Source organism: Micromonospora sp. NBC_01740, from assembly GCF_035920365.1.
In the GTDB taxonomy this organism is placed as follows: Bacteria; Actinomycetota; Actinomycetes; order Mycobacteriales; family Micromonosporaceae; genus Micromonospora; species Micromonospora reichwaldensis.
Genome location: NZ_CP109150.1, coordinates 3,134,126 through 3,157,025, shown reverse-complemented (window position 1 = coordinate 3,157,025; position 22,900 = coordinate 3,134,126). Strand labels below are relative to the sequence as shown.

At 73.7% G+C, this 22,900-nt stretch carries 24 protein-coding genes; 4 read left to right on the top strand and 20 right to left on the bottom strand.

The window, feature by feature from the left end; genetic code table 11:
* Positions 1 to 15: 15 nt before the first annotated feature.
* The 4 genes from OG989_RS14865 to truB all read right to left on the bottom strand — a co-directional run bounded on the left by OG989_RS14865 (position 16) and on the right by truB (position 4,948).
* Positions 16 to 2,400 (bottom strand): polyribonucleotide nucleotidyltransferase, encoded by a 2,385-nt coding sequence (locus tag OG989_RS14865; protein WP_327030818.1) that lies wholly within the window; start codon positions 2,398 to 2,400, stop codon positions 16 to 18.
* A 226-nt stretch (positions 2,401 to 2,626) separates the two neighbouring features.
* Positions 2,627 to 2,896 carry a 30S ribosomal protein S15 gene (rpsO, locus tag OG989_RS14860; RefSeq protein WP_121396038.1) on the bottom strand — a complete coding sequence of 90 codons (270 nt, stop codon included), beginning with the start codon at positions 2,894 to 2,896 and terminating at the stop codon, positions 2,627 to 2,629.
* A 181-nt stretch (positions 2,897 to 3,077) separates the two neighbouring features.
* A complete protein-coding gene (locus OG989_RS14855) occupies positions 3,078 to 4,007 on the bottom strand; it encodes a bifunctional riboflavin kinase/FAD synthetase (protein WP_132232840.1) in 930 nt (309 codons plus the stop codon).
* Between the two features lie 56 nt (positions 4,008 to 4,063).
* Entirely contained in the window at positions 4,064 to 4,948 is an 885-nt protein-coding gene (truB, locus tag OG989_RS14850) for a tRNA pseudouridine(55) synthase TruB (RefSeq protein WP_327030817.1), read from the bottom strand.
* 234 nt (positions 4,949 to 5,182) lie between these two features.
* Between truB and OG989_RS14845 the strand changes: the two genes are divergently transcribed.
* Genes OG989_RS14845 through OG989_RS14835 form a run of 3 tightly spaced genes read left to right on the top strand, consistent with a single transcriptional unit; the run spans position 5,183 to position 7,606 of the window.
* Complete coding sequence (locus OG989_RS14845; RefSeq protein ID WP_327030816.1) at positions 5,183 to 6,196, top strand: hypothetical protein; 1,014 nt, start codon at positions 5,183 to 5,185, stop codon at positions 6,194 to 6,196.
* Between the two features lie 17 nt (positions 6,197 to 6,213).
* The gene (locus tag OG989_RS14840; protein WP_151454666.1) at positions 6,214 to 6,513 is read left to right on the top strand and encodes a hypothetical protein; all 300 of its coding nucleotides are present in this window, start codon (positions 6,214 to 6,216) and stop codon (positions 6,511 to 6,513) included.
* A 10-nt stretch (positions 6,514 to 6,523) separates the two neighbouring features.
* On the top strand, positions 6,524 to 7,606 hold the full coding sequence (locus tag OG989_RS14835; protein WP_327030815.1) for a hypothetical protein: 1,083 nt from the start codon (positions 6,524 to 6,526) through the stop codon (positions 7,604 to 7,606).
* A gap of 3 nt (positions 7,607 to 7,609) precedes the next feature.
* Here OG989_RS14835 and OG989_RS14830 read toward each other — a convergent pair whose 3' ends face one another.
* The 6 genes from OG989_RS14830 to OG989_RS14805 form a co-directional block, all read right to left on the bottom strand.
* A complete protein-coding gene (locus OG989_RS14830) occupies positions 7,610 to 8,935 on the bottom strand; it encodes an MATE family efflux transporter (RefSeq protein WP_327030814.1) in 1,326 nt (441 codons plus the stop codon).
* Between the two features lie 46 nt (positions 8,936 to 8,981).
* Positions 8,982 to 9,932 (bottom strand): DMT family transporter, encoded by a 951-nt coding sequence (locus OG989_RS14825; RefSeq protein ID WP_327030813.1) that lies wholly within the window; start codon positions 9,930 to 9,932, stop codon positions 8,982 to 8,984.
* Between the two features lie 233 nt (positions 9,933 to 10,165).
* On the bottom strand, positions 10,166 to 10,729 hold the full coding sequence (locus tag OG989_RS14820) for an SAM-dependent methyltransferase (RefSeq protein ID WP_151454669.1): 564 nt from the start codon (positions 10,727 to 10,729) through the stop codon (positions 10,166 to 10,168).
* 73 nt (positions 10,730 to 10,802) lie between these two features.
* Entirely contained in the window at positions 10,803 to 11,630 is an 828-nt protein-coding gene (locus OG989_RS14815; RefSeq protein ID WP_151454670.1) for an ABC transporter permease, read from the bottom strand.
* The gene (locus tag OG989_RS14810; protein WP_327030812.1) at positions 11,627 to 12,610 is read right to left on the bottom strand and encodes an ATP-binding cassette domain-containing protein; all 984 of its coding nucleotides are present in this window, start codon (positions 12,608 to 12,610) and stop codon (positions 11,627 to 11,629) included. Before OG989_RS14810 ends, OG989_RS14815 begins: the two co-directional genes overlap by 4 nt.
* The gene (locus OG989_RS14805; RefSeq protein WP_151454672.1) at positions 12,607 to 12,909 is read right to left on the bottom strand and encodes a hypothetical protein; all 303 of its coding nucleotides are present in this window, start codon (positions 12,907 to 12,909) and stop codon (positions 12,607 to 12,609) included. Before OG989_RS14805 ends, OG989_RS14810 begins: the two co-directional genes overlap by 4 nt.
* Before the next feature lie 61 nt (positions 12,910 to 12,970).
* Between OG989_RS14805 and OG989_RS14800 the strand changes: the two genes are divergently transcribed.
* Positions 12,971 to 13,600 (top strand): TetR/AcrR family transcriptional regulator, encoded by a 630-nt coding sequence (locus OG989_RS14800; RefSeq protein ID WP_151454673.1) that lies wholly within the window; start codon positions 12,971 to 12,973, stop codon positions 13,598 to 13,600.
* Positions 13,601 to 13,983: 383 nt separating this feature from the next.
* Here OG989_RS14800 and OG989_RS14795 read toward each other — a convergent pair whose 3' ends face one another.
* From OG989_RS14795 to rimP, 10 genes are all read right to left on the bottom strand, one after another.
* Positions 13,984 to 14,214 (bottom strand): hypothetical protein, encoded by a 231-nt coding sequence (locus OG989_RS14795; protein WP_327030811.1) that lies wholly within the window; start codon positions 14,212 to 14,214, stop codon positions 13,984 to 13,986.
* A 595-nt stretch (positions 14,215 to 14,809) separates the two neighbouring features.
* Complete coding sequence (locus tag OG989_RS14790; RefSeq protein ID WP_192581395.1) at positions 14,810 to 15,019, bottom strand: DUF6186 family protein; 210 nt, start codon at positions 15,017 to 15,019, stop codon at positions 14,810 to 14,812.
* A complete protein-coding gene (locus OG989_RS14785) occupies positions 15,019 to 15,426 on the bottom strand; it encodes a hypothetical protein (protein ID WP_327030810.1) in 408 nt (135 codons plus the stop codon). The genes OG989_RS14790 and OG989_RS14785 overlap by 1 nt, the downstream gene beginning before the upstream one ends.
* Before the next feature lie 87 nt (positions 15,427 to 15,513).
* A complete protein-coding gene (locus OG989_RS14780) occupies positions 15,514 to 16,596 on the bottom strand; it encodes a DHH family phosphoesterase (RefSeq protein WP_327030809.1) in 1,083 nt (360 codons plus the stop codon).
* Positions 16,593 to 17,087 carry a 30S ribosome-binding factor RbfA gene (gene rbfA, locus OG989_RS14775; RefSeq protein ID WP_151454677.1) on the bottom strand — a complete coding sequence of 165 codons (495 nt, stop codon included), beginning with the start codon at positions 17,085 to 17,087 and terminating at the stop codon, positions 16,593 to 16,595. Before rbfA ends, OG989_RS14780 begins: the two co-directional genes overlap by 4 nt.
* A 158-nt stretch (positions 17,088 to 17,245) precedes the next feature.
* The gene (locus OG989_RS14770; RefSeq protein ID WP_091620728.1) at positions 17,246 to 17,539 is read right to left on the bottom strand and encodes a DUF503 domain-containing protein; all 294 of its coding nucleotides are present in this window, start codon (positions 17,537 to 17,539) and stop codon (positions 17,246 to 17,248) included.
* A gap of 87 nt (positions 17,540 to 17,626) precedes the next feature.
* Positions 17,627 to 20,641, bottom strand: a complete 3,015-nt coding sequence (gene infB, locus OG989_RS14765) for a translation initiation factor IF-2 (protein ID WP_327030808.1) — start codon at positions 20,639 to 20,641, stop codon at positions 17,627 to 17,629.
* Positions 20,642 to 20,734: 93 nt separating this feature from the next.
* Entirely contained in the window at positions 20,735 to 21,067 is a 333-nt protein-coding gene (locus tag OG989_RS14760; protein WP_132232814.1) for a YlxR family protein, read from the bottom strand.
* A gap of 16 nt (positions 21,068 to 21,083) precedes the next feature.
* Positions 21,084 to 22,127 (bottom strand): transcription termination factor NusA, encoded by a 1,044-nt coding sequence (gene nusA / locus OG989_RS14755; RefSeq protein ID WP_327030807.1) that lies wholly within the window; start codon positions 22,125 to 22,127, stop codon positions 21,084 to 21,086.
* Complete coding sequence (gene rimP / locus OG989_RS14750; protein ID WP_327030806.1) at positions 22,124 to 22,825, bottom strand: ribosome maturation factor RimP; 702 nt, start codon at positions 22,823 to 22,825, stop codon at positions 22,124 to 22,126. The genes nusA and rimP overlap by 4 nt, the downstream gene beginning before the upstream one ends.
* Positions 22,826 to 22,900: the final 75 nt, after the last annotated feature.

The following is a 22,900-nucleotide window of genomic DNA, read 5'->3' as shown; positions in this document are numbered from 1 at the left end:
CGATGGTGCGGTGCGTCAGCTGCGCCGGGTGCGGCGGCGCGGACGCTCGCCGCCCTCGCCACCCTCGCCGCCGCCCTCGCCGCGCTCGCCGCCGCCCGGGCCACGACCGCCCCGGTCGCCGCCGCGCTCACGGTCGCCCCGGTCGCGCGGAGCCCGGTCGTCCCGGTCCCGGCCGGCCGGACGCTCGCCGCCAGCAGCCTCGCCGGCGGCCGGCGCCTCGGCGCCCTCCGGGCGGACCTTGTCCAGGTAGATCTTGCCGCGGGCGTCGATGTCCGCGATCTCGACCTCGACCCGGTCGCCGACGTTGAGGAAGTCCTCGACCTTCTCGACCCGCTTGCCGTCGCCCACCTTGGAGATGTGCAGCAGGCCGTCGCGGCCCGGCAGCAGCGAGATGAACGCGCCGAACGCGGCGGTCTTGACCACCGTGCCGAGGAAGCGCTCCCCGGCCTTCGGCAGCGTCGGGTTGGCGATGCCGTTGATCCGGTCCACCGCCGCCTGGGCCGACGGGCCGTTGGTGGCGCCGACGTAGATCGTGCCGTCGTCCTCGATGGAGATCTCGGCGCCGGTCTCGTCCTGGATCGCGTTGATGGTCTGCCCCTTCGGGCCGATCACCATGCCGATCTTGTCGACCGGGATCTTGACGGTGGTGACCCGCGGGGCGTACTCCGACATCTCGGCCGGGGCCTCGATCGCCGCCTGCATCACGCCGAGGATGGTCTGCCGGGCCTCGTACGCCTGCTGCAGCGCGGCGGCCAGCACGTCAGACGGGATGCCGTTGAGCTTGGTGTCGAGCTGGAGCGCGGTGACGAACTCCGGCGTGCCGGCGACCTTGAAGTCCATGTCGCCGAACGCGTCCTCGGCACCGAGGATGTCGGTCAGCGTCACGTACTCGGTCTTGCCGTCCACCTCGTCCGAGATGAGCCCCATGGCGATGCCGGCCACCGGCGCCTTCAGCGGCACACCGGCGGAGAGCAGGCCCAGCGTCGAGGCGCAGACCGAGCCCATCGAGGTGGAGCCGTTGGAGCCGAGCGCCTCGGAGACCTGCCGGATGGCGTACGGGAACTCCTCGCGCGACGGCAGCACCGGGATCAGCGCCCGCTCGGCGAGCGCGCCGTGGCCGATCTCGCGCCGCTTCGGCGAGCCGACCCGGCCGGTCTCACCGGTCGAGTACGGCGGGAAGTTGTAGTTGTGCATGTAGCGCTTGCGGTTCTCCGGGGACAGGGTGTCCACCATCTGCTCCATGCGCAGCATGTTCAGCGTGGTGACGCCCAGGATCTGGGTCTCGCCACGCTCGAACAGCGCCGAGCCGTGCACCCGGGGCAGCACGCCGACCTCGGCGGTCAGCGGGCGGATGTCGCGCGGGCCGCGGCCGTCGATGCGGACCTGCTCGCGCAGCACCCGGTTGCGCACCTCGGACTTGGTGAGCGACCGGAAGGCGGCGCTGAGCTCCTTCTCGCGGCCCTCGAAGCGACCGCCGAGCTCCTCGGCGACCTTGGCCTTGATGCGGTCGAGGGCCTCCTCGCGGTCGGCCTTGCCGGCGATCTGGAGGGCCTCGGCGACCTCGGCGCGGGCCAGGTCGGCCACCGCCTCGTAGACGTCGTCCTGGTAGTCCAGGAACACCGGGAACTCGGCGACGGGCTTGGCGGCCACCTCGGCCAGCTCGCTCTGCGCGCGGCACAGCTCACGGATCGCCGGCTTCGCGGCCTCCAGGCCGCTGGCCACGATCTCCTCGGTCGGCGCGGTCGCGCCGCCCGCGATCAGGGTCACGGCGTGCGGCGTCGCCTCGGCCTCGACCATCATGATCGCGACGTCCCCGTCCGGCAGCGAGCGGCCGGCCACGACCATGTCGAAGGTGGCCCGGGCCAGCTCCTCCAGGGTCGGGAAGGCGACCCACTGGCCGTCGATGTGCGCGACCCGGGTCGCCCCGATCGGGCCCGAGAACGGCAGGCCGGAGAGCTTGGTCGACATCGAGGCGGCGTTGATCGCCACGACGTCGTAGGGGTGCTGCGGGTCGAGCGCGAGGATGGTCTCGACGACCTGGACCTCGTTGCGCAGGCCCTTGACGAAGGACGGGCGCAGCGGACGGTCGATCAGCCGGCAGGTGAGGATCGCGTCCTCGCTGGGGCGGCCCTCGCGGCGGAAGAACGAGCCGGGGATGCGGCCCGCGGCGTACATCCGCTCCTCGACGTCGACGGTCAGCGGGAAGAAGTCGAACTGCTCCTTCGGCTGCTTGCCGGCGGTGGTGGCGGAGAGGACGACCGTCTCGCCGAGCTGGGCGACGACGGAGCCGGCGGCCTGACGGGCCAGCCGGCCGGTGGAGAAGGTGATCTCACGGGTGCCGAAGGACCCGTTGTCGATCACGGCGGTGCGGGATTCGGTGCCGAGGTTGGTCTCGGTCATGGTGCTGTCGTGCTCCTTCGCATCGGGGGCCCACGACGCGGGGAGCTGCTCAGACGGCCGGTCTTCGATCGAAGCGCCCGGATGGCCGGCGCGAGGCCGGGGTGTCCGGGGGCCACTACCGGAGACCGGTACGCTGACCGGCTCCCTTTTCAGGTGGTCGCGCGGCCCGGTTTTCGTGTGGCGGCGAAGCGGGGGAGCGGCCCGGTCGGGCCACTCCCCCGTCACGTCACCGGCGCAGACCGAGCCGCTCGATGAGCGACCGGTAGCGGTTGATGTCCTTCTTCTGGACGTAGTTGAGCAGCCGACGGCGGCGGCCGACCAGCAGCAGCAGCCCACGGCGGCTGTGGTGGTCGTGCTTGTGCACCTTCAGGTGCTCCGTCAGCTCGGCGATCCGCTTGGTGAGGACCGCGACCTGCACCTCCGGCGAACCGGTGTCGCCGTCGGCGGTCGCGTACTCCGCGCGGATCTTGGCCTTGGCTTCCTGGTCGAGCGCCATGTTCTCCCTGTTTCGTGGGTTGTTCGATGATGTCCGTCGGATCGGTCAGTGGACCGGAAACGGACCGGTACCTCGCACCCGCGGCGTCGTGCAGGCACGCGAGGCCCCACGTCGGTCAGCCGACGTCCCCGCCAGACTACCAGCCCTGCCGGGCGGCGGCCTGTCAAGGGCCGCGACGCGGTCAGCCGAGCACGCGCCGGGTCCGCTCGACGTCCTGGTTCATCTGGGCGATCAACGGCTCGATCGCGTCGTAGCGGATCTGCCCGCGCAGGTGCGCCACGAAGTCCAGCGCCAGCCGCTCGCCGTAGAGGTCGCCGGTGAAGTCGAGCACGTACGCCTCCACCCGCCGCTCCCGGCCGGAGAAGGTCGGGTTGGTGCCCACCGACACCGCCGCCGCCAGGGGCTCGGCGTGGCCCCGGCGCACCAGCCGGGCGGCGTAGACGCCGTCGGCGGGCACCGCCGCGTACCGGTGGCAGAGCAGGTTGGCCGTGGGGAAGCCCAGCTCGCGGCCGCGCTGGTCGCCGCGCACCACCACGCCCTCCACCCGGTGCGGGCGGCCGAGCGCGGCGGCCGCCGCCGTCACGTCCCCCGCGTCGACGCAGGAGCGGATGTACGTGGAGGAGTAGACCGTGCCCGCCTCGGCGACCAGCGGGGCGCCCTCCACGGCGAAGCCGAACGTGCGCCCGAGCCGCTCCAGCAGCGCCACGTCGCCGGCGGCCTTGTGCCCGAAGCGGAAGTTGTCGCCCACCACGACCAGCGCGGCGTGCAGGTGCTCGACCAGGATGTCGTGCACGAACGCCTCGGCGGGCAGCCGGGAGAACTCCGGGGTGAACGGCACCACGCAGAGGACGTCCACGCCGAGCGCCTCGATCAGCTCGGCCTTGCGGGCGGTCTCGGTGAGCACCGCCGGGTGCGAACCGGGGCGCACCACCTCGGCCGGGTGCGGGTCGAAGGTGACCACCACCGACTGCACGCCCAGCTCGCGGGCCCGGGACACGGCGTGCCCGATGGTCGCCTGGTGTCCCTTGTGCACACCGTCGAAGACGCCGATGGTGACGACCGACCGCCCCCAGCCGCCGGGCGCCGCGTCGTACCCCCGCCACCGCTGCATGCCGCTCCTCCCCTGCCTCCGCGGCGGCCCGCACCGGCCGCCGTCCCTCGCTCCCGTCAGGCGGGGGCGAGCACGATCTCCGCGCGGGCCCGGCCGTCCCGCTCGCTGACGATAGCGATCAGCCCGCCGTCGGGGCCGAAGACCGCGTAGGGGCCGGCGATTCCCACCGGGTCGAGCGGACCGCCGTGGGAGAGCACCTTCGCCTCGTCGGCGCCGGCGTCGCGGCGCGGGAAGAACCGGTCGGCCGCCGCCGCCAGCGGTAGGTTCACCACCTCTGGGGCGCGCTGCTCCAGCTGGTCGAGGGTGGCGGCCTCCGCGAGGGCGAAGTTCCCGACGGCGGTACGGCGCAGCGCCGTCAGGTGCCCGCCCACCCCGAGCGCCAGGCCCGCGTCCCGGGCGATCGCCCGGATGTACGTGCCGGAGGAGCAGGTCACGTCGATGTCCACGTCGACGACGTCGGGCGCGTCGCGGCGTACCGCCAGCAGCTCCAGCCGGGACACGGTGACCCGGCGGGCGGGCAGCTCGACGCTCTCCCCCTCGCGCACCCGCTTGTACGCCCGCTGCCCGTCGACCTTGATGGCGCTGACCGCGCTCGGCACCTGGTCGATCTCCCCGGTCTGCGCGGCCAGGGCCGCCCGGACCGCCTCGTCGGTGACCTGGCCGGCCGGGGTGGTGGCGATCACGTCGCCCTCGGCGTCGTCGGTGACGGTGGCCTGGCCGAGCCGGACGGTGGCCGTGTAGCTCTTGTGCGCGCCGATCACGTAGGTGAGCAGGCGGGTGGCCCGGCCGACCCCGATCACCAGGACGCCGGTGGCCATCGGGTCGAGGGTGCCGCCGTGCCCCACCCTGCGGGTGCGCGCCAACCGGCGGATGCGCGCCACCACGTCGTGCGACGTCATGCCGCCGGGCTTGTCGACCACGATCAGACCGTCTGTGCTCACGACACCCAAGCCTGCCAGACCGGGCCGGACGCCCCGCCGCCGCCGTACGTCCGCAGCGGCACCGGAGCCGCTCGCCGCTCCGCGCGGCGGCGGAGGCCGCCTCCGATGGTCGGCCGATGTGCCGTCAGCCACTCGGGCGGGATCACGGCGGCGGGGGCGTACGGGATCACGTCCCGGGCGGCCCGGGTGCGAAGATCATGCGCCCTCGACGGACCGTTCACCAAGGACATGCCGATGACCAGTCCCCCACCGGTGGACGAGCCGTCCCCGCCGAGCCGGCCGGCTCCCCTGGCGTCCGGCGACGAGCCGGGGCAGGTTCCGGAGTGGCTGCGCCAGCCGGCCGAGGAGCATCCGGTCGGCGCCCTGGAACGGCTCCGCCTGTTCTGGGAGGAGCACACCCGGGCGGTCACCGCCGTGGTCGGGGGCGGACTGGTCCTCGTACTCCTGCTCGGCGTGGGGTGGTTCGACCTGTGGCGACGGGCCGGGGAGACGCCGCGCGGCTACCCGACGACCAGCCCGCCACCGGGCGTCTCCGCGACGAGCGACACGAAGCCCGCCACGCCCGCATCGCCCGCCGACAACTTCGCGGGCACCCCGGCGGCGGCCTTCGCCAAGGGGGCGGCCGGGATCACGCTGCCGCCCGCCCGGCGGACAGGTGCGTTCAGCGCCACCGAGGTGGCGGCGGCCCTCGCGGACGTCCGCGCGGCGATGCTGCTCGCCCGGCTGGACCGGAAGTTCCTGGCCGGCGGGGAGCTGGACCGGTTCGTGCGGATGTTCGCTCCCGCGACCCGCTCGAGCATGCGAGCCGACTTCCGTGACGACTCCTTCGCCACGTACGCGACCCGGCTGGCCCCGGGTGCCCGGCTGACCGCCGACCAGCCCCGGGTCAAGGGACGGGTCACCTACCGGGCGACCCGGGACAGCGACGGCATCCGGGTGCTGGAGATCACCACCAACTTCGTCTGGGCGTACGCGTTCCGCACCCTCGACCCCACTCCGGGCGCCGGTGTGGTGGTCGTCCACGACACCGTCGTCTGGCACGTGCCGCATCCCGACGACGTCGCGAAGGCGGGCGTCGGGCTCTGGCTCTGGGAGGCGGACTCGTACGCCTCGAACATGGACTGCGCGAAGTTCGACAAGGGTCTGCTGGATCTCGGCGCCCCGAGCTACGGCCTTCCGGTCGACACGGAGGACCCGGACGCGGTGTTCGACCCCGATCGTTCGCTGGACGTCGCAGACACCTGCTGACCCGGACCGGAGCACTCATGACGCCCGACACACGACGCGCGCACGACCACCACGCCCGGGTCGACCTCCCGGACTGGATGCGTAACCCCACACCACCGCGACGGACCCTCGGCCGTCGCGTCACCGACCTCGTCGAGCGGCTGCCCGTGCTGCGTGCGGCCCGGCGGTCGCTGTGGCGGTGGCGGGACCGCGACAGGCTTACCGAGTCCCGCCCGATGATCTCGGTGGTCGTGTTCCTCGTCACCGCGACGGCGACGTTCGCCCTGGTCGCCGGGCTCTTCTACTGGCTCTACCTGACCCTGCGCGACACGCTCTGAGGCGGACCCGATGCACACCGACCCGCACGCCGGCACTCCCGGGACCGCCGATCAGGCGCCGCCGGCCGAACGCCCCTCCGCCGCCGACGGGCCGCCGGCCGCCGACCAGCAGCCTCCCGCCAGTGCGGCCGAGGGGCGGCGAGAGGTCCTGTTCGCCGAGGCCGAGCCGGTGCGGCTGCCCGACTGGATGCGGTCGCCGGGGCCGGAACACCAGCCGACCGGGCTGGACCGGGTGCGCTTCTTCCAGGCCCGGCACAACGGCCCGCTGGCAGTCGGCCTCGCGTTCGCACTGGCGCTGCTGATGATCGTCGCGGCCGGCTGGATGGTCGTTCAGGTGGCCGACTGGCGTCGCACGGCGACCGTCGCACCGAGCGCGAGCGCGATGCCCGAGCCGATCAGCGCCGTCGGCACCCCACGCGATCTCTTCGCCGGCACCCCGGCGGCGTCCTTCGCCCTCCGGGAGAAGGCGATCGTCCTGCCTGCGGCCACCGCCCAGGGTCCGTTCGACAAGGTCCAGGTACGCGCCGCGCTCGACTCGGTACGGAAGGCGCTCATCGAGAGCCGGCTGGAGACCGCGATGCTGGTCGGCGACACCGAACCCTTCCTCGGCCTGCTGGCGCCAGACTCCCGCGCGGAGATGCGGCCGCACTTCGACAACTCGCGTTTCCTGCACGTCGCCACGAGGATCGGATCCCAGGCGGACTGGGAGTACGACATCCGCGCGCAGGGACAGATCAGCCACCGCGCCAGGACGGTGGCCGGAGTCCGCCTGCTGGAGGTGACCGCCGAGTTCGTCTGGGCGTACCCGTTCGACGTGATGCGCCGGGCGCCGGCCGGCGCCGGCCTGGTGGCGGTCCGGGACCGGGTGGTCTGGCAGGTGCCGCACCCGAAGGACGTTCCGGCGTCGTCCCGAGGGCTCTGGTTGGCGTCCGCGAAAGCCGTCACCTGGAACGCCGACTGCGCCTGGCTGCGCGACGGCTGGGTGAACGTGATGCAGTGGCTGCCGGACCTGCACGGCCCTCGCGTGCCGGGTGGTGATCCGGGCGACTTCTTCGACCTGGCCGCCCCGATGGCGTCCACCTCGAGGTGCTGAGGCTCAGCGCACCGCGCCGACCACGGCCCAGGCCCCGGAGCGCAGCCGCAGCAGCAGGGCCACCAGCCGGAGCACCACGAAGAGCGTGAGGCCCGCCCAGATGCCGCCGAGGCCGAGGTCGAGCCCGTACGCCAGCCAGACGGCGGGCAGGAAGCCGCCGAGCGCGGCCAGGAGGGTGAGGTTGCGCAGGTAGCGGACGTCGCCCGCGCCGATCAGCACGCCGTCGAGGGCGAACACGACACCGGCCAGCGGCAGCATCGCCACGAACCACGGCCAGGCGAGCATGGCCTGCTCGCGTACCTGCGGATCGGAGCTGAACCAGCCGGGGACCACGCCGGCGCCGGCGGCGACGAGCACGGCGAACGCCACGCCGCAGGCGCCGCCGAGCAGCGCGATCCGGCGGGCCAGGTGCCGGGCCGCGGCGTCCTCGCCGGCCCCGAGGGCGGCGCCGATCAGGGACTGGGCGGCGATGGCGAGCGCGTCGAGCACCAGGGCGGTGAAGAACCACAGTTGCAGGGCGATCTGGTGCGCGCCGACGGCGGCGGCCCCGAAGCGGGCGGCGACGGCGGTGGCGGAGAGGAAGCTGGCCTGGAACGCGACGCCCCGGATCAGCAGGTCCCGGCTGAGCGCCAACTGCTGCCCGATCAGCCTCGGGCGGGGGCGCAGCGAGACCCGTTCGGCGACCAGCGCCCCGGCGAAGAGCACCCCGCCGATGCTCTGCGCGATCACGTTGGCCACGGCGGAGCCGACCAGTCCGAGCCCGGCCGGGTAGACCAGCACCGGGCAGAGCACGGCGGAGAGCACGTTCGGGCCGAGCACGAACATCAGCGGGCGGCGCATGTCCTGCACGCCGCGCAGCCAGCCGTTGCCGGCGGCGGCGAGCAGGAGCCCGGGCGCGCCGAGCGCCGCGACCCGCAGCCACTGCGCGGCGGCGTCGGCCACCTCGCCGGGGCCTCCGGCGAGGGTACGCGCCAACGCCCCGCCGCCGATCTGCATGCCGAGCGCGACCAGCACCCCCACCCCGAGGGCCAACCAGGACGCCTGCACGCCCTCGGCGACGGCGGACGCCCGGTCGCCCGCCCCGAACCGTCGGGCCGACCGCCCCGTGGTGCCGTACGCGACCACCGTGCCGAGCCAGGCGATGAGCGTCAGCACCGTGCCGCCGACGGCGAGGGCGGCCAGCGGCACCCGGCCGAGGTGCCCCACCACCGCCGTGTCCACGAGCACGTAGATGGGTTCGGCGGCCAGCACCACCAGCGCCGGCAGGGCCAGCGCGGCGATCCGGCGGGGCGCGACGGCGCGGGTTTCAAAGGCGACGGATTGGCTCATCGCCGCCGATCCTGGCACGGCTAGGTAAGGATCGCAAGCAGCATGGTTACTTACCAGGAGAGAGGTGGACGACGGTCACCGCACCGAGCAGGAGCACTCCCCCGACGAGCACCGGCACGGGCAGCGACTCACCCACGATCCAGCCCGCGAGCAGCACGGCGGTGAGCGGCTCCGCCAGCGTGGCCAGCGCGGCGGCGCTGCCGGTGATGCTGCGCAACCCGGCGTAGAACAGGGCGTACGCCACCGCCGTGGTGACCACCCCGAGGTGGAGCAGCAGGCCGATCGGCGCGAGCCGGGCCGGGACGCCGACCCCCTCGGCCAGCGCGATCGGGGCCAGCGCCAACGCGCCGACCGCCGCCGACACGGTGGTGAGCGTCATCGGCGCGACGCGCTGTGCGGCGTGCCGGCTCAGCACCGTGCTGGCGGCGTAGCCCACCCCCGAGCCGAACGCCGCGAGCAGCCCGAGCAGCGGCCGCGGCGCGGTCGTGCCCGGCTCCCCGACCGACACCGTGATCAGCACGAGGCCGAGGACGCCCGCCACCAGGGCACCCAGCATCGTCCGCCCGGGCAGCCGCCGCGCGCGCAGCGACTCCCAGCCGAAGATGAGGACCGGGGCGAGCCCCAGGCTGACCACCGTGGCCACCCCGACGCCGCCCGACGCGACGGCGAGGAAGTACAACGCCTGGTAGCCCCCGAGCCCGATCCCGACGCCGACGAGGGCGACCGGTTCCGACCGCAGCGCCGCGAGCACCGGCCCGAGGCGGCGCGCGAGCAGGGCGACCAGCACCAGCGCGCCGATGGCGAGACGGTGGAACCCGATGGCCGTCGGGGTGAGCGTGGTGGACTCGCGGACGAGCTGCACGGCGACGCCGGTGGTGCCCCAGAGCACGGCGGCGCCGGTGACGTACAGCAGCCCTCGGCGTACGCCGGCCGGGCCGCGGCGCGGGTGCGGAATGGACGGGGACGCGGAGGGGCCAGACAGAGACGTTCGGGACACAGGTGCGCTCCAGGGCGGATCGAGACGCTGACAGGGGACGACGTCTGTCGGAGCGCACGCACGACGAAGAAGAGGCAGGCGTTACCACCTGGGTTCTGCGGCCCCGGTCAGGCGGGCCGCCGTGCGGAGGACCGGCCGCAGTCGCCGCACGCGGGGACGCGACCGGTGGTGGGGCGCTCCGGTCAGGAGCGCGGCGGGGGCAGAACGCCCTGGAACGGCCTCATGCCCGCACCCTAGCGCAGCACCGTCCCGGCGTGCCCCGGGGTTTCGGTGCCCGTCGGCGGCTCGGGCTGGCCGCCGAAGTACTCCGCCATCAGGCGGTCGACCCACTCCGGTTGCCGGACACCTTCCGGGAGGAACTGCCGCATCACCGGCTTGACGTCGAGGACCGGCGTGCCGTCGACCGCGTCCAGCCCGCGTACCCGCAGCTTTCGGCCGCCTGCCGAGACGACTTCGCAGACGGTGCAGCCGATCCGGTTGGGCCGTCGCGGACCGCGGTCGGCGAACACCCCGACCTCGGGCAGGTCGACCCGGCCGCGAGGCCGCGACAGCGGCCGGTAGTCCTCCCGTTCGGCGAGGCGGTCGAAGAAGAAGACCACCTCCACGTGGGAGAAGTCGGCGAGCCCGGTGAGACATGCCTCCCCGAAGCGCGGCTCGACCACGATGGTGCTCACCACGTCGCCCCAGTGGTCCGACTCGCCCGGGTCCACCCGCCCGTTGTGAACCCGCCCGATCGGGGTCACGGGGATCGTCGCCCCGGTCGCGAGACACTCGTCGGTCTTCTTCGGGTCGGTCATCGACGGCCTTCCGGTTCGGGTTGGCGCGCGGGAGAGAACGCCGCAGACCGTGCGGCGTTCTCGCCCGCGCGGATCATCTGGTGCGGAGCAGGCGTACCGACAGTGGCGCGAAGACCGCCGTCAGGGCGACGCAGGCGACGAGGATCCAGCCGATCTGCCGGCCGGGCAGGGCCCCGGCCATGAGTTCCCGGGCGGCGGTCACCAGGTGGGTGACCGGGTTGACGTCGACGAAGGCGCGCAGCGGCCCGGGCAGGGTCGCCGGGGTGATGAAGACGTTGCTGAAGAAGGAGAGCGGATACAGCACGGCCTGGGTCACCCCGAGCACGGCACCCGGCGAGCGCATGAGCAACGCCAGCGCCGTCCACACCCAGGACAGGCTCACGCTGAAGGCCACGACGAGCAGCACGGCGGCGGCCACACCGACGACGCCGCCGCCCGGGCGGAAACCGAGCGCGAGGCCGAGCCCCACGACCACCGCCGAGGCGAGCAGGTAGCGCACCACGTCGCCGAGGAGGGCCCCGACGAGCGGGGCGACGGGCCGGATCGAGAGCGTGCGGAACCGGTCGTAGACGCCGCTGGCGACGTCGACGCTCAGAGCGGCACCGGTGGTGGCGGTGGTCACCAGGAGCGTCATGACGAGGATCCCCGGGACCAGGTAGCCGACGTACCTGCCGGTCGAGCCGCCGACCGCGCCGCCGAACAGGTACGTGAACATCACGGTGAACACCACCGGATGGACGGCGACGTCGAAGAGTTGGACAGGGGTACGCCTGATCTTCAGCAGGGCCCGTCGGCCGAACGTCAGGCAGGTGCTCAGCGTGCCCGCCCGGGCAGGACGTGGACGCCTGGCGAGCGCCCCGGGCGACGGCCGGGCGGCGGCGACGGCGACGGGCGCGGTCATCCGGTCTTCCCCCTCGCGGCCGCGTCCACGGTGCTCGGGTGGCCCGTCAGCGCCAGGAACACCTCGTCCAGGCTCGGCTGCCCGAGACCGAACTCGGTCACCGCGATCCGGGCCCGTGCCAGCTCGGTCAGCGCGCGTGGCGCCGCACCGGTGTCCGTCGGCACCTGGACGGTCAGGGCCGCGAGATCGGGGGCCGGCGTCACGGGCCCGCCGAGCGCCTCGGTCAGCAGCCGGTCGGCGGTGACCCGGTCGTCCGGGTCGGCCAGCCGCACGTGCAGCGTCCCGCCGCCGACCGACGCCTTGAGTTCGCTGCTGGCGCCCTCGGCGACGACGGCGCCGTGGTCGATGACGGCGATGCGGTCGGCCAACTGGTCCGCCTCGTCGAGGTACTGGGTGGTCAGCAGGACCGTGGTGCCCTCGGCGACGAGCGCCCGCACGACGCCCCACACGTCGCTGCGGCTGCGCGGGTCGAGCCCGGTGGTGGGTTCGTCCAGGAACAGCAGGTCGGGCGTCACGACGAGGCCGGCGGCGATGTCCAGCCGGCGCCGCATGCCGCCGGAGTACGTCCTGACCAGCCGGTCGGCCGCCCCGGCCAGGGCGAACGCGGCCAGCAGTTCCTCGGCCCGGCTCGCGGCGTCCCCCGGGCGGTGGCCGTGCAGCCGGCCGAGCAGGACGAGGTTCTCGCGGGCGGTGAGGCCCTCGTCGAGCGAGGCGTACTGGCCGGTCAGGCCGATCCGGTCGCGTACCGCGACGGCGTCGCGGACCACGTCGTGGCCGAACACCGATGCGGTGCCCGCGTCGGGGCGCAGCAGCGTGGCCAGCATGCGGATGGTGGTCGTCTTGCCGGCGCCGTTGGGACCGAGGAACCCGTACACCGAGCCGGCGGGGATGCTCAGGTCGATGCCGTCGACGGCCCGCGTCGCGCCGAAGGTCTTCACCAGGCCCGAGGCTTCGACGGCCAGGTGGCTTGAGGACGTCATCGGGCCCAGACGTCCTCGTCGACCAGGTCGCCCTGCTCGGCGGTGACGTCGCGGGCGACGGCGAACGCCGCGGCGGCCTCCGGCAGGCCCGGGGCGCCCGCGAGCGCCGCCCGCAGGGTCTCGGGCGAGTCCCACCGCCACATGTCCACCCAGGTCCGCTCGTCGACGCGGACCAGTCGGGTCTCGGTCGGGCCGTCGTACGCCGCCCGGATCGCCTCGAGGAGCTTCGCGCGCCGCGCCAGCACGGTGTCGGCGTCGGCCGGCTCGGCCGTGAACCTGGTCGTCCGGATGAGAGTCATACCCTTGAGCCTTCCTCTAGAGCTGGTTTTTAGAGTGCGACTCTAGTGTTACAGTAAGGCCATGCAACTGGTCAAGAGCGCCGGCAAGAAGGGCGAGCGGTCGCGGCAGACCCGGCGACGGATCCTCCAGGCGGCGTACGAACTGTTCGTCGACCAGGGTTACGGGGCGACGACCCTGCAGGGCGTCGCCGAGCGCGCCGGCGTCTCCGTGCAGACCATCTACTTCGCCTTCGGCAACAAGCCCTCGCTGCTCAAGGAACTGGTCGACGTCACCATCGCCGGCGACGACGAACCGGTTCCCACGTTGCAGCGAGCCTGGTTCCTCGACGCCGTCGCGGCCGACACCGCAGAGGCGCAGCTACGGGCGCACGTGCGCGGCACCTGCGAGGTGCTCCAGCGGGTCGCGCCGATCATGGACGTCCTGCGTGCCGCCGGCGGGCAGGACCCGAGCCTGGCCGGCCTGTGGCAGCAGGACAGCGATCCGCGCCTCGAGGTCCAGACCGCCGCGGCGCGCAGCCTCCTGGCCAAACCCGGAGCCCGGGCGCGGCTCTCCGTCGAGGACGCCGCCGACGTGCTCTTCGGGCTGCTGAGTCCCGAGCTGTATCTCCTCTTCGTCCGCGACCGGGGATGGACGCCGGAACGCTGGCAACAGTGGGCCCACGACACGCTGCGCGCACAGCTCTGCGACTGACGCCGGGCCGGAGACGCGGACGCTCGGGCCGGGAGACTGGACGACCAAGCCGGAGACGCGGACGCTCAGGCCGGGGGTAGGGGGTCGAGCCAGCGGGCGCGCCTCGGCGCGGGTGCGGAGCCGGGAGCGCCGGCGAGTGTGTGGCGATCGCGGTGAGCAGCCGCGGACGGGACCGGCGGGGACAGCGCCACACGTACCGGAGGAACTCGACGTCGGTCGTCTCCGGCCAGCCTGCGGGCGGTCGGGACGGCCCGTGGCGCGGTGCGCCCGGCGGCGGCAGAGCAGCCGGCCGAGGCAGAGCAGCCGGCCGAGGTCGCGAAAGACGAGCGGGTCGGCACGGGGCAGTCGGAGTCCGGGCGTGCCTCGTGGCCGCCGTCCAGCACCTACGCCGGCCGGTCGGCGGGTTCGGCGACCGTGGCCCGCCAGCGGGCGTCGCCCGGGGCCACCCAGCCGGGTTGCCAGCACTGCCGGTTCTGGTGGATCTGTGGAAGCCAGCCGGGCTGCCGGTACTGCCGGTCCTGGTGGATCAGTGGAAGGCCGAGCCGGCGGGCGACCTCGCGGGACAGGGTGCTCCTACCGGCGCCCGCGCTGCCGACGACCGGGATCCGGCGCACGCGGGGACCGTGACGGCCGAGCTGCGCGATTCCGGGGCCGACGGGCGGCGGGCGCACCGGCGTAGTTGTCCGACCTACCGTTGCGGGCGGGAAGCCGCTCGCGGGCCGGGGGCGGCGGACGGCCGCGACCGGGGCCGGATGGGCGGTGACGCTGTCGGCGCGGGACGCCGGCGGCGTCACCGCCGGTCGGCGTCGGTCACTGACGGGTGTCCATGGACGTCTGCAGCGCGCGGCGCATCTGCTCGCGGGCCTCGTCGGTGGTCTGCGGCTTGGGCTTGCTCGGCATGGTGGTCCCCTTCCAGGGCGTGGGCCGCCGACCGGCGGCAGCCCTCACGGGCGGTCGTGCTGCGCGCCCGGCAGCGGTCCGGGGTCACCGGAGCGGCTGTGGGCAGCGAGAGCCCGGGTCGGTCCGACCCTGGAGGGAGGCGCCACCGGGTGCGGCGACACCGCCCACGGCCAGCGCCGCCACACGACGCCGGCCGATTCCCAAGCTATCGTTCAGTTCCACATGCTGCCCGGTGTTCCCGCGATTTGGACTCACGTTCGTCCGGAGCCGGCGCGCGTCACGGGTCCCCGACGGGATGCGGTGGCGCGGTCAGCGGGCCAGGAAGTGCCAGCCCAGCCACCACCAGAAGCCGAACAGGCCGATCCGGCCGACCGGTACCGGGCCCACCTCGTAGCGCATCACGTAGGCGCAGACCTCGCCGATCGTGGGGATCCGCGAGCCCTCGCGGCGGGCCGCCCACTCGACGGCGGCGAAGAGCACCAGGGAAACCAGGAAGCCCCCGATGGCCAGCATCCGCATCATCGCCGCACCAGCCCCCAGAACGCCGACAGCCAGCCCAGCCAGACCGCCGAGCGGACCTGCTGGTCCTCCAGCAGCGGATCGGCCAGCCGCGAGAAGGTGGGAAAGTCGTCCCCCGCCGCGAGCACGAACGTGGTGCCCTCGAAGACCCCGAAGACCACCACCGGCAGGGCCCACCAGGCCGCCGGGGTGCCCAGCCGGCGTGGCGCGGGCCGCCGGGGCACCCGGTTGCTCAGGCCCAGCCAGATCAGCACCCCGCCGGTGCCGAGGGTCCAGAGATTGGCCTCGGTCGAGAAGGACGGGAACCGGCCGCCGACCAGCGAGAGGCAGACGAGCACCGGCACGGTGACGGCGGGACGGTCCCAGGCGCGGGGCGCCTCGACGGTGAGGTCGTGGGGCTGTTCCATCCCGCGATTCTCCCCGTACTCGCCGCAACCGGGAAGACGGACACTCCCCGAGCTCTCCCTGATCTTCGGAGTGCCGGGCCCTTCCGATCAGAGCCGGCCGGGGCCGGTCAGCGCGCCGTCGAGCTCCGCGCGGATCCGGTCGACGACCTCGTCGACCGTCCCCGAACCGGTGAAGCCGGCGGCGAAGCGGTGCCCACCGCCGCCCAGCGCGACCGCCACCCGGCTGACGTCGACCGCACCCTTGCTGCGCATCGACACCGCCCAGTCGCCGGTCGGCGTCTGCTTGACCACGCAGCTCACGTCGGCCTCGGCGGTGCACCGGACCGAGTCGATCAGCGCCTCCAGCACGTACGGGCGCTGGTCGTGACGGGCCAGGTCGTCCTGGGTCGCGTACGTCCACACCAGACCGTGCCCGGCGGCCCCGGCGGGTTCCAGACGGGCCCGGCCGAGCACCTCGCCGAAGAGGCGGACGGCGCCGAACGGCCGGGTGTCGAAGACCCGGCGGGAGATGTCACCGGGCCGGATGCCGGTCGCCAGCAGGCGGGACGCCAGCTGGTGCACCGCCGGGGTGGTCGCCTCGAACCGGAACGAGCCGGTGTCGGTGCTCAGGGCGACGTAGAGACACTCCGCGATCCCGGCGTCCAGCGGGACGCCGAGCCGGGCGAGCAGCCCCTCGGCGACCACCGAGGTGGCCGCCGCGTGCGGGTCCACCAGGTTGATCCGGCCGAAGCGGGTGTTCGACGCGTGGTGGTCGAGCACCAGCGCGGCGCCGGCGGTCTCCAGCCGGTCGACCAGGTCGCCGAGGCGCGACTCGCTGGCCGCGTCGAAGCAGATCACCAGGTCCGGGTCCGGGTACGCCTCCGTCGCCGGCACCAGCAGGTCGAGCCCGGGCAGCCCCCGGAACGGCTCCGGCACCTCCGGCGGGCCGGGGAAGGTCGCCTGCATCCGCCGCACACCCAGCCGACGCAGCCCGAGCCCGAAGCCGAGCATGCTGCCCAGCGCGTCCCCGTCCGGGTTGACGTGGCAGATCAGCAGCACCCGCCCGTCCGGCGGCAGATCCCGTACGGCCGCGACGCCGGCGGCCCAATCCGCCTCGGTCGGGCCGGAGTCGACCGGTGGCGGCGCCTCGGCGAGGGCGCCACCGGTCGTGCCGCCGGAGGGCTCGGTCACCGCGGGTCCCCGCCCCGGGGCGGGGTCTCCTCGGCGTCCTCGTCGGCGTCGCGCGCCTCGTCGGCGTCCTCGTCCTCGTCCAGCCGGTACGGCTGGGGCTCGCCCGCGTACTCGGCCCGGGCGGCGATGCGCTGCACCTCGGCGTCGGCGTTGCGGGCCTGGGCGAGCAGGTCGTCGATGTGCTTGACCTGATCCTGCACGTCGTCCAGGACGAAGGTCAGCGTCGGCGAGTGCCGCAGCCCGAGCGCCTTGCCGACGGTGCTGCGCAGCATGCCCTTGGCGCTCTCCAGCGCCGCCGCCGTGCCCGCCTGGGCCGCCGCGTCGCCGAGCACCGTGTAGAAGACGGTCGCGTCGCGCAGGTCGGCGGTGATCCGGGCGTCGGTGATGGTGATCATGCCGAGCCGGGGATCCTTGATCTGGCTGCGCACCACCGACGCCACCAGTTCACGCACCCGCTCCGCGTGCCGGCGTACCTTGGCCGGATCCGACATCTTCGCCACCTCCACGGCGTACCGCTCCCGGCCGCCGCCCGGCGACGCGGAGCGCCCCGGAGCCGACGGCCCAACAACTCGAAACACTACCCGCGCGGCCACCCGCACCGCGCGCCGCCGGCACCGTCCCGGCCACCCGGCGGACAGGTGCCGCCGGGTCAGTCCTCTTCGCCGTGCAGCCGCCGGCGCACCGAGAGCAACTCGGTCTCCGGCCGGCCGGCCACCAGGCGCTCGCAGGAGTCCAGCACCTCGCGGACGTGCGACGCCTCGGCGGCCACCACGGCCACGGCGATCTCGGCCCGACCGTGCAGGTCGAGCGCTCCGACTTCGGCGGCCGACACCTCGAAACGGCGCAGCGCCGCCACGATCGGCCGTACATATGATCTCTTGGCCTTGAGCGACCGGGAGTCGCCCGGCAGCAGCAGGTCGAAGACCGCGGTTCCGGTGAACATCGCCCCGGACGATACCCGCACGACCCCCCACATGATCAAGGGGTTTACGCCTTTCGGCGCAAACCCCTCGATCAGTGGTTCAGCGGATCAGGCGCGAACCTTCTCCCGCATCTCGAAGGTCTCGATGACGTCGCCGACCTGGACGTTGTTGTAACCACCCAGGGTCAGACCACACTCGAAGCCCTCGCGCACCTCCGTGGCGTCGTCCTTGAACCGCTTGAGCGAGCTGACGGTGAGGTTGTCCGCCACCACCGACCCGTCCCGCAGCAGGCGTGCCTTGGCGTTGCGCCGGATGATGCCCGACCGGACGATGCAACCGGAGATGTTGCCGATCTTGGACGAGCGGAAGACGTCGCGGATCTCCGCGGTGCCCAGCTCGACCTCCTCGTACTCCGGCTTGAGCAGGCCCTTGAGCGCGGCCTCGATCTCCTCGATGGCCTGGTAGATCACGGTGTAGTACCGGATCTCCACAGCCTCGCGGTCGGCGATCTCGCGGACCTTGTTGGCGGCCCGCACGTTGAAACCGATGATCGTGACCGGTTCGGACGACGCGCTCGCGAGCATGACGTCGCTCTCGGTGATCGCGCCCACGCCCCGGTGGATGATCCTGAGCTGGACCTCCTCCGGGATGTCGAGGTTGAACAGCGCGTCCTCGAGGGCCTCCACGGAACCGGAGACGTCGCCCTTGAGCACCAGGTTGAGCGAGGTCTTCTCGCCCTCCTTGAGCTGCTCCATGAGCGTCTCGAGAGTGGCCCGGCCGCGGGAGTTGGCGAACGACGCCGCCCGCCGCCGTGCCTGCCGCTGCTCGGCGATCTGGCGCACCGTGCGGTCGTCCTCGGCCGCCAGGAACGTGTCGCCGGCACCGGGCACCGCGGTCAGACCGAGCACCAGGACCGGACGGGCCGGACCTGCCTCGGCGACCTGGTTGCCGTTCTCGTCGAGCATCGCCCGGACCCGGCCGTGCGCCCCACCGGCGACGATGGAGTCGCCCGCCCGCAGGGTGCCCTTCTGCACCAGCACCGTCGCCACCGCACCGCGGCCCTTGTCCAGGTGCGCCTCGATGGCCACACCCTGCGCCGGTCCGTCGATCGGAGCGGTCAGCTCCAGCGACGCGTCGGCGGTCAGCAGGACCGCCTCGAGCAGCTCGTCGATGCCGATGCCCGGCTTCGCCGCCACGTTGACGAACATGGTGTCGCCGCCGTACTCCTCGGCGACGAGGCCGTACTCGGTCAGCTGCTGGCGGACCTTGTCCGGGTTCGCCTCCGGCTTGTCGACCTTGTTGACCGCCACCACGATCGGCACGTCGGCCGCCTTGGCGTGGTTCAACGCCTCGATCGTCTGCGGCATGACACCGTCGTCGGCCGCGACGACGAGCACCACGATGTCGGTGACCTGGGCACCACGGGCACGCATGGCGGTGAACGCCTCGTGACCCGGGGTGTCGATGAAGGTCACCGCGCGGTCCTCGCCCTCGTGCGGCACGTGGACCTGGTAGGCACCGATGTGCTGGGTGATGCCACCCGCCTCGCCGGCCACGACGTTCGCCTTGCGGATCGCGTCGAGCAGCTTGGTCTTACCGTGGTCGACGTGACCCATGACGGTCACGACCGGCGCACGGTCGACCAGGCGGTCCTCCGCGACCTCGGCGTCGAGGTCGATGTTGAACTGCGCGAGCAGCTCGCGGTCCTCGTCCTCCGGGCTGACGATCTGCACGTTGAAGCCGAGGTGCTCACCCAGCAGGAGCAGGGTGTCGTCGGAGCACGACTGGGTCGCCGTGACCATCTCGCCCAGGTTGAACATCTCCTGGACCAGCGAACCCGGGTTGGCGTTGATCTTGTCGGCGAAGTCCGACAGCGAGGCGCCACGGGAGAGCCGGACGACCTGACCCTGGCCCCGGGGGGCACCCGAGCTCATGGTCGGGGCCGACAGGTTGTCGAACTCCTGTCTGCGCTGCTTCTTGGACTTGCGACCGCGCGTCGGCCGGCCACCCGGACGCCCGAAGGCACCCGCGGCGCCGCCGCCACGGCCACGACCGCCACCACCCGGACGACCGCCGCCGCCGGCCGGAGCACCCGGACGGAAACCGCCGCCCGGCGCACCGCCGCCGCCACCGGGACCGCCACGGTAGCCACCGCCACCGCCGCCGCCACCGGGACCGCCGCGGAAGCCACCGCCACCGCCGCCGCCACCGGGACCGCCGCGGAAGCCACCGCCACCGCCGCCGCCACCGGGACGACCCGCGCCGCCACCGGGACCGCGACCGGCGCCACCGGGGCCGGGGCGACCGGTAGCGGGACGCTGGCTCGGCATGGAGGCCGGGCTCGGACGGGGCGGCATGGAGGCCGGGCTCGGACGCGGCGGCATGCCGGCCGGGCTGGGCCGGGGGCCACCCGGACCGGCGGCCGGAGGCCGCTGCTGCTGCTGGCTGCCCTGGATGCCGAACGGGTTGTTACCGGCGCCGCGCGCCGGCGGACGCCCGCCCGGACGACCACCCGGGCCCGGTGCCGGCGTGCCGGGACGACCGGCGGCCGGGGAACCCGGGCGGGGCGGCATGGCACCCGGACCCGGTCGGGGACCGGGACGGTTGCCACCGTCCGCCGGGGGCTCCCGGCGGACGTTCTCACGCTGCTGCTGCCGAGCGGCCTGGGCGGCCTTGACCGCCGCCTCCTGCTCAGCCTTCAGCGCGGCGGCACGCGCCTCGGCGGCCGCCACCTCGATGTCGTGGGCACTCGCCGGCTTGGCGACCGGGGCCGCGGGCTGCGGCGGACCGGGCACCGGGCCCTTGGGCTTGGGACCGGGCGCCGGCGCGGCCGGCCGCCGGGGCGGCATCGGCTTGGCCGAGACCCGGGGCCCACCGGGGGCCGGGGAGGGCGTCGAGGTCGGGGTCGGGGTCGGCGCCGGGGCGGCCGCCGGTGGGGCGGCTGGTGCCGGAGAACCGGCGCCGGCGACGAATGCGCTACGCAGCCGTCGGGCGACGGGCGCCTCGACGGTGCTGGACGCGGACTTCACGAACTCGCCCATCTCCTTGAGCTTGGCGAGAACGGTCTTGCTTTCGACCCCGAGCTCTTTTGCAAGCTCGTGTACGCGGGCCTTACCTGCCACTGCACTCCTCACTCCGAGGTCGTGCGGGCAGCACCCGCAGCGACCTCACTCGTGCACTTGAAGCCTGGTCATTTCAGGGACTTCATCGTGTGCTCATGTCGGTCGTCCTACCCTGCTAGCGACCCTCGCCCGGTCGGGCTGACCGGACGTAGTGGTTGGCGCATCGACGTGCTCCGCAAGCTCACCGTGGTCGGGGACCCCGGTGAGGCGCAGCGCACGCCCGAAAGCGCGTCGCCGCACCGCTTGCGCGAAGCAGGCCGGATCCGGGTGCATGTTCGCTCCCCGACCCGGCAGCCTGCGGGCCGGATCGGGCCGAAGGCTGTGACCAGCCTCGTCGCCGACCGCGACGATCCGCAGCAATTCGCTGGCCGGCGCACGTCGCCGGCAACCCACACAGGTGCGTTCCGGCAGCGCGCGTCGTACCACTGGAGAAAGTCTACCCCTAGGAGCCCGAGATCGCGCCGCCCGGCTCCGGGACGTGATCAGCTCCGCCCCGGCCGGCGGCACCGGACTGCTCGGCGTCGGACCGGATGTCGATCCGCCAACCGGTCAACCGGGCAGCAAGTCGGGCGTTCTGCCCCTCCCGGCCGATGGCGAGGGAGAGCTGGAAGTCCGGGACGGTGACCCGGGCGGTGCGGGTGGCCAGGTCGACCACCTCGACCCGCAGGGCCTTGGCCGGCGACAGGGCGTTGCCGACGAACGTCGCCGGGTCGTCCGACCAGTCGATGATGTCGATCTTCTCGCCGTGCAGTTCGCTCATGACGGCCCGTACCCGCTGCCCCATCGGGCCGATACAGGCGCCCTTGGGGTTGACCCCCTGGGTGGTGGAGCGGACCGCGATCTTCGTACGGTGACCCGCCTCACGTGCGATCGCGCCGATCTCGACCGTGCCGTCGGCGATCTCCGGCACCTCGAGCGCGAAGAGCTTCTTGACCAGCGCCGGGTGCGACCGGGAGAGGGTGATCTGCGGCCCGCGCATCCCCTTGGCCACGTGCACCACCACGCAGCGGATCCGCTCGCCGTGCGCGTAGCGCTCGCCGGGCACCTGCTCGGACTGCGGCAGGACGCCCTCCAGCTTGCCGAGGTCGACGCTGACGATGCCCTTCTCGGTGCGCGTCTCGTGCGCCTGCACCACGCCGGTGACCAGGTCACCCTCGCGGCCCACGTACTCGCCGAAGTGCACCTCGTCGGTGGCCTCCCGCAGTCGCTGGAGGATGACCTGCTTGGCGGTCATGGCGGCGATCCGACCGAAGTCGTGCGGGGTGTCGTCCCACTCCCGTACGACGGTGCCGTCGTCGTCCAGCTCCTGCGCGTAGACCAGGGCCGCGCCGGACTTGCGGTCGATCTCCACCCGGGCGTGCGACTCCGCCCCCTCGGTGTGCCGGTAGGCGGTCAGCAGCGCGGTCTCGATCGCCGCGAGGATCGTGTCGAACGGGATCTCCCGCTCGCGCTCGAGTGCGCGCAGCGCCGCGAGGTCGATGTTCACCTCTCCTCGTCCTCCACATCATCTTCGTCGTCGAAGTCGTCGGTGTCGTCCATGTCGTCGGGTCCGTCCGTCTCCTCGATCTCGTCGAGGCGGTGGAACTCGACCTGCACCCGGCCGGGGCCGAGCTCTGCGTACGTCCACGTGGCGCGGCCGGCGTCGGTCTCCAGCACCACGCGCTCGTCGTCGGCCTCGACCACCCGGCCGGTGACCTGCCGGTCGCCGGTGGGCTGCCCGGCGGGTTGGCCGGACGGGGCGCCCGCGCCGCGGGCGGTCACCTTCACCAGCCGGCCGACGTTGCGCCGCCAGTGCCGGGGCAGGGTGAGCGGCCGGTCCACGCCGGGGGAGCTGACCTCCAGCTGGTACTCCCCGGCGACGAGGTCGCCGGAGGCCTCCTCGGCCGCGTCGAGGGCCGCGGAGACGGCCCGGGAGACCTCGGCGACGGCATCCAGGTTGATCCCGCCGTCGGCGTCCACGATCACCCGCACCACGTGCCGCCGGCCGGCGCGGGAGACGGAGAGTTCCTCCAGGTCGTAACCGGCGCCGGCAACCACCGGCTCGATCACCTCACGCAGCCGGGCCCGCCGGGCGGCGAGGTCGCCGCGCGGGCCGCCGGCACGCTCCCCGCCCCGTGGGGCGTCGGCGTGTCGGGGTCTCCCCGCCGGACCCGTCGACCTCGTGGCACGGCCACGCTGCGTCATCTCCGCACCCTCCTGCTGATCGACGGCACCCGGTCGGCCGCCATGCCGGCACGCCACCGGAGCTGACGCGCCGGT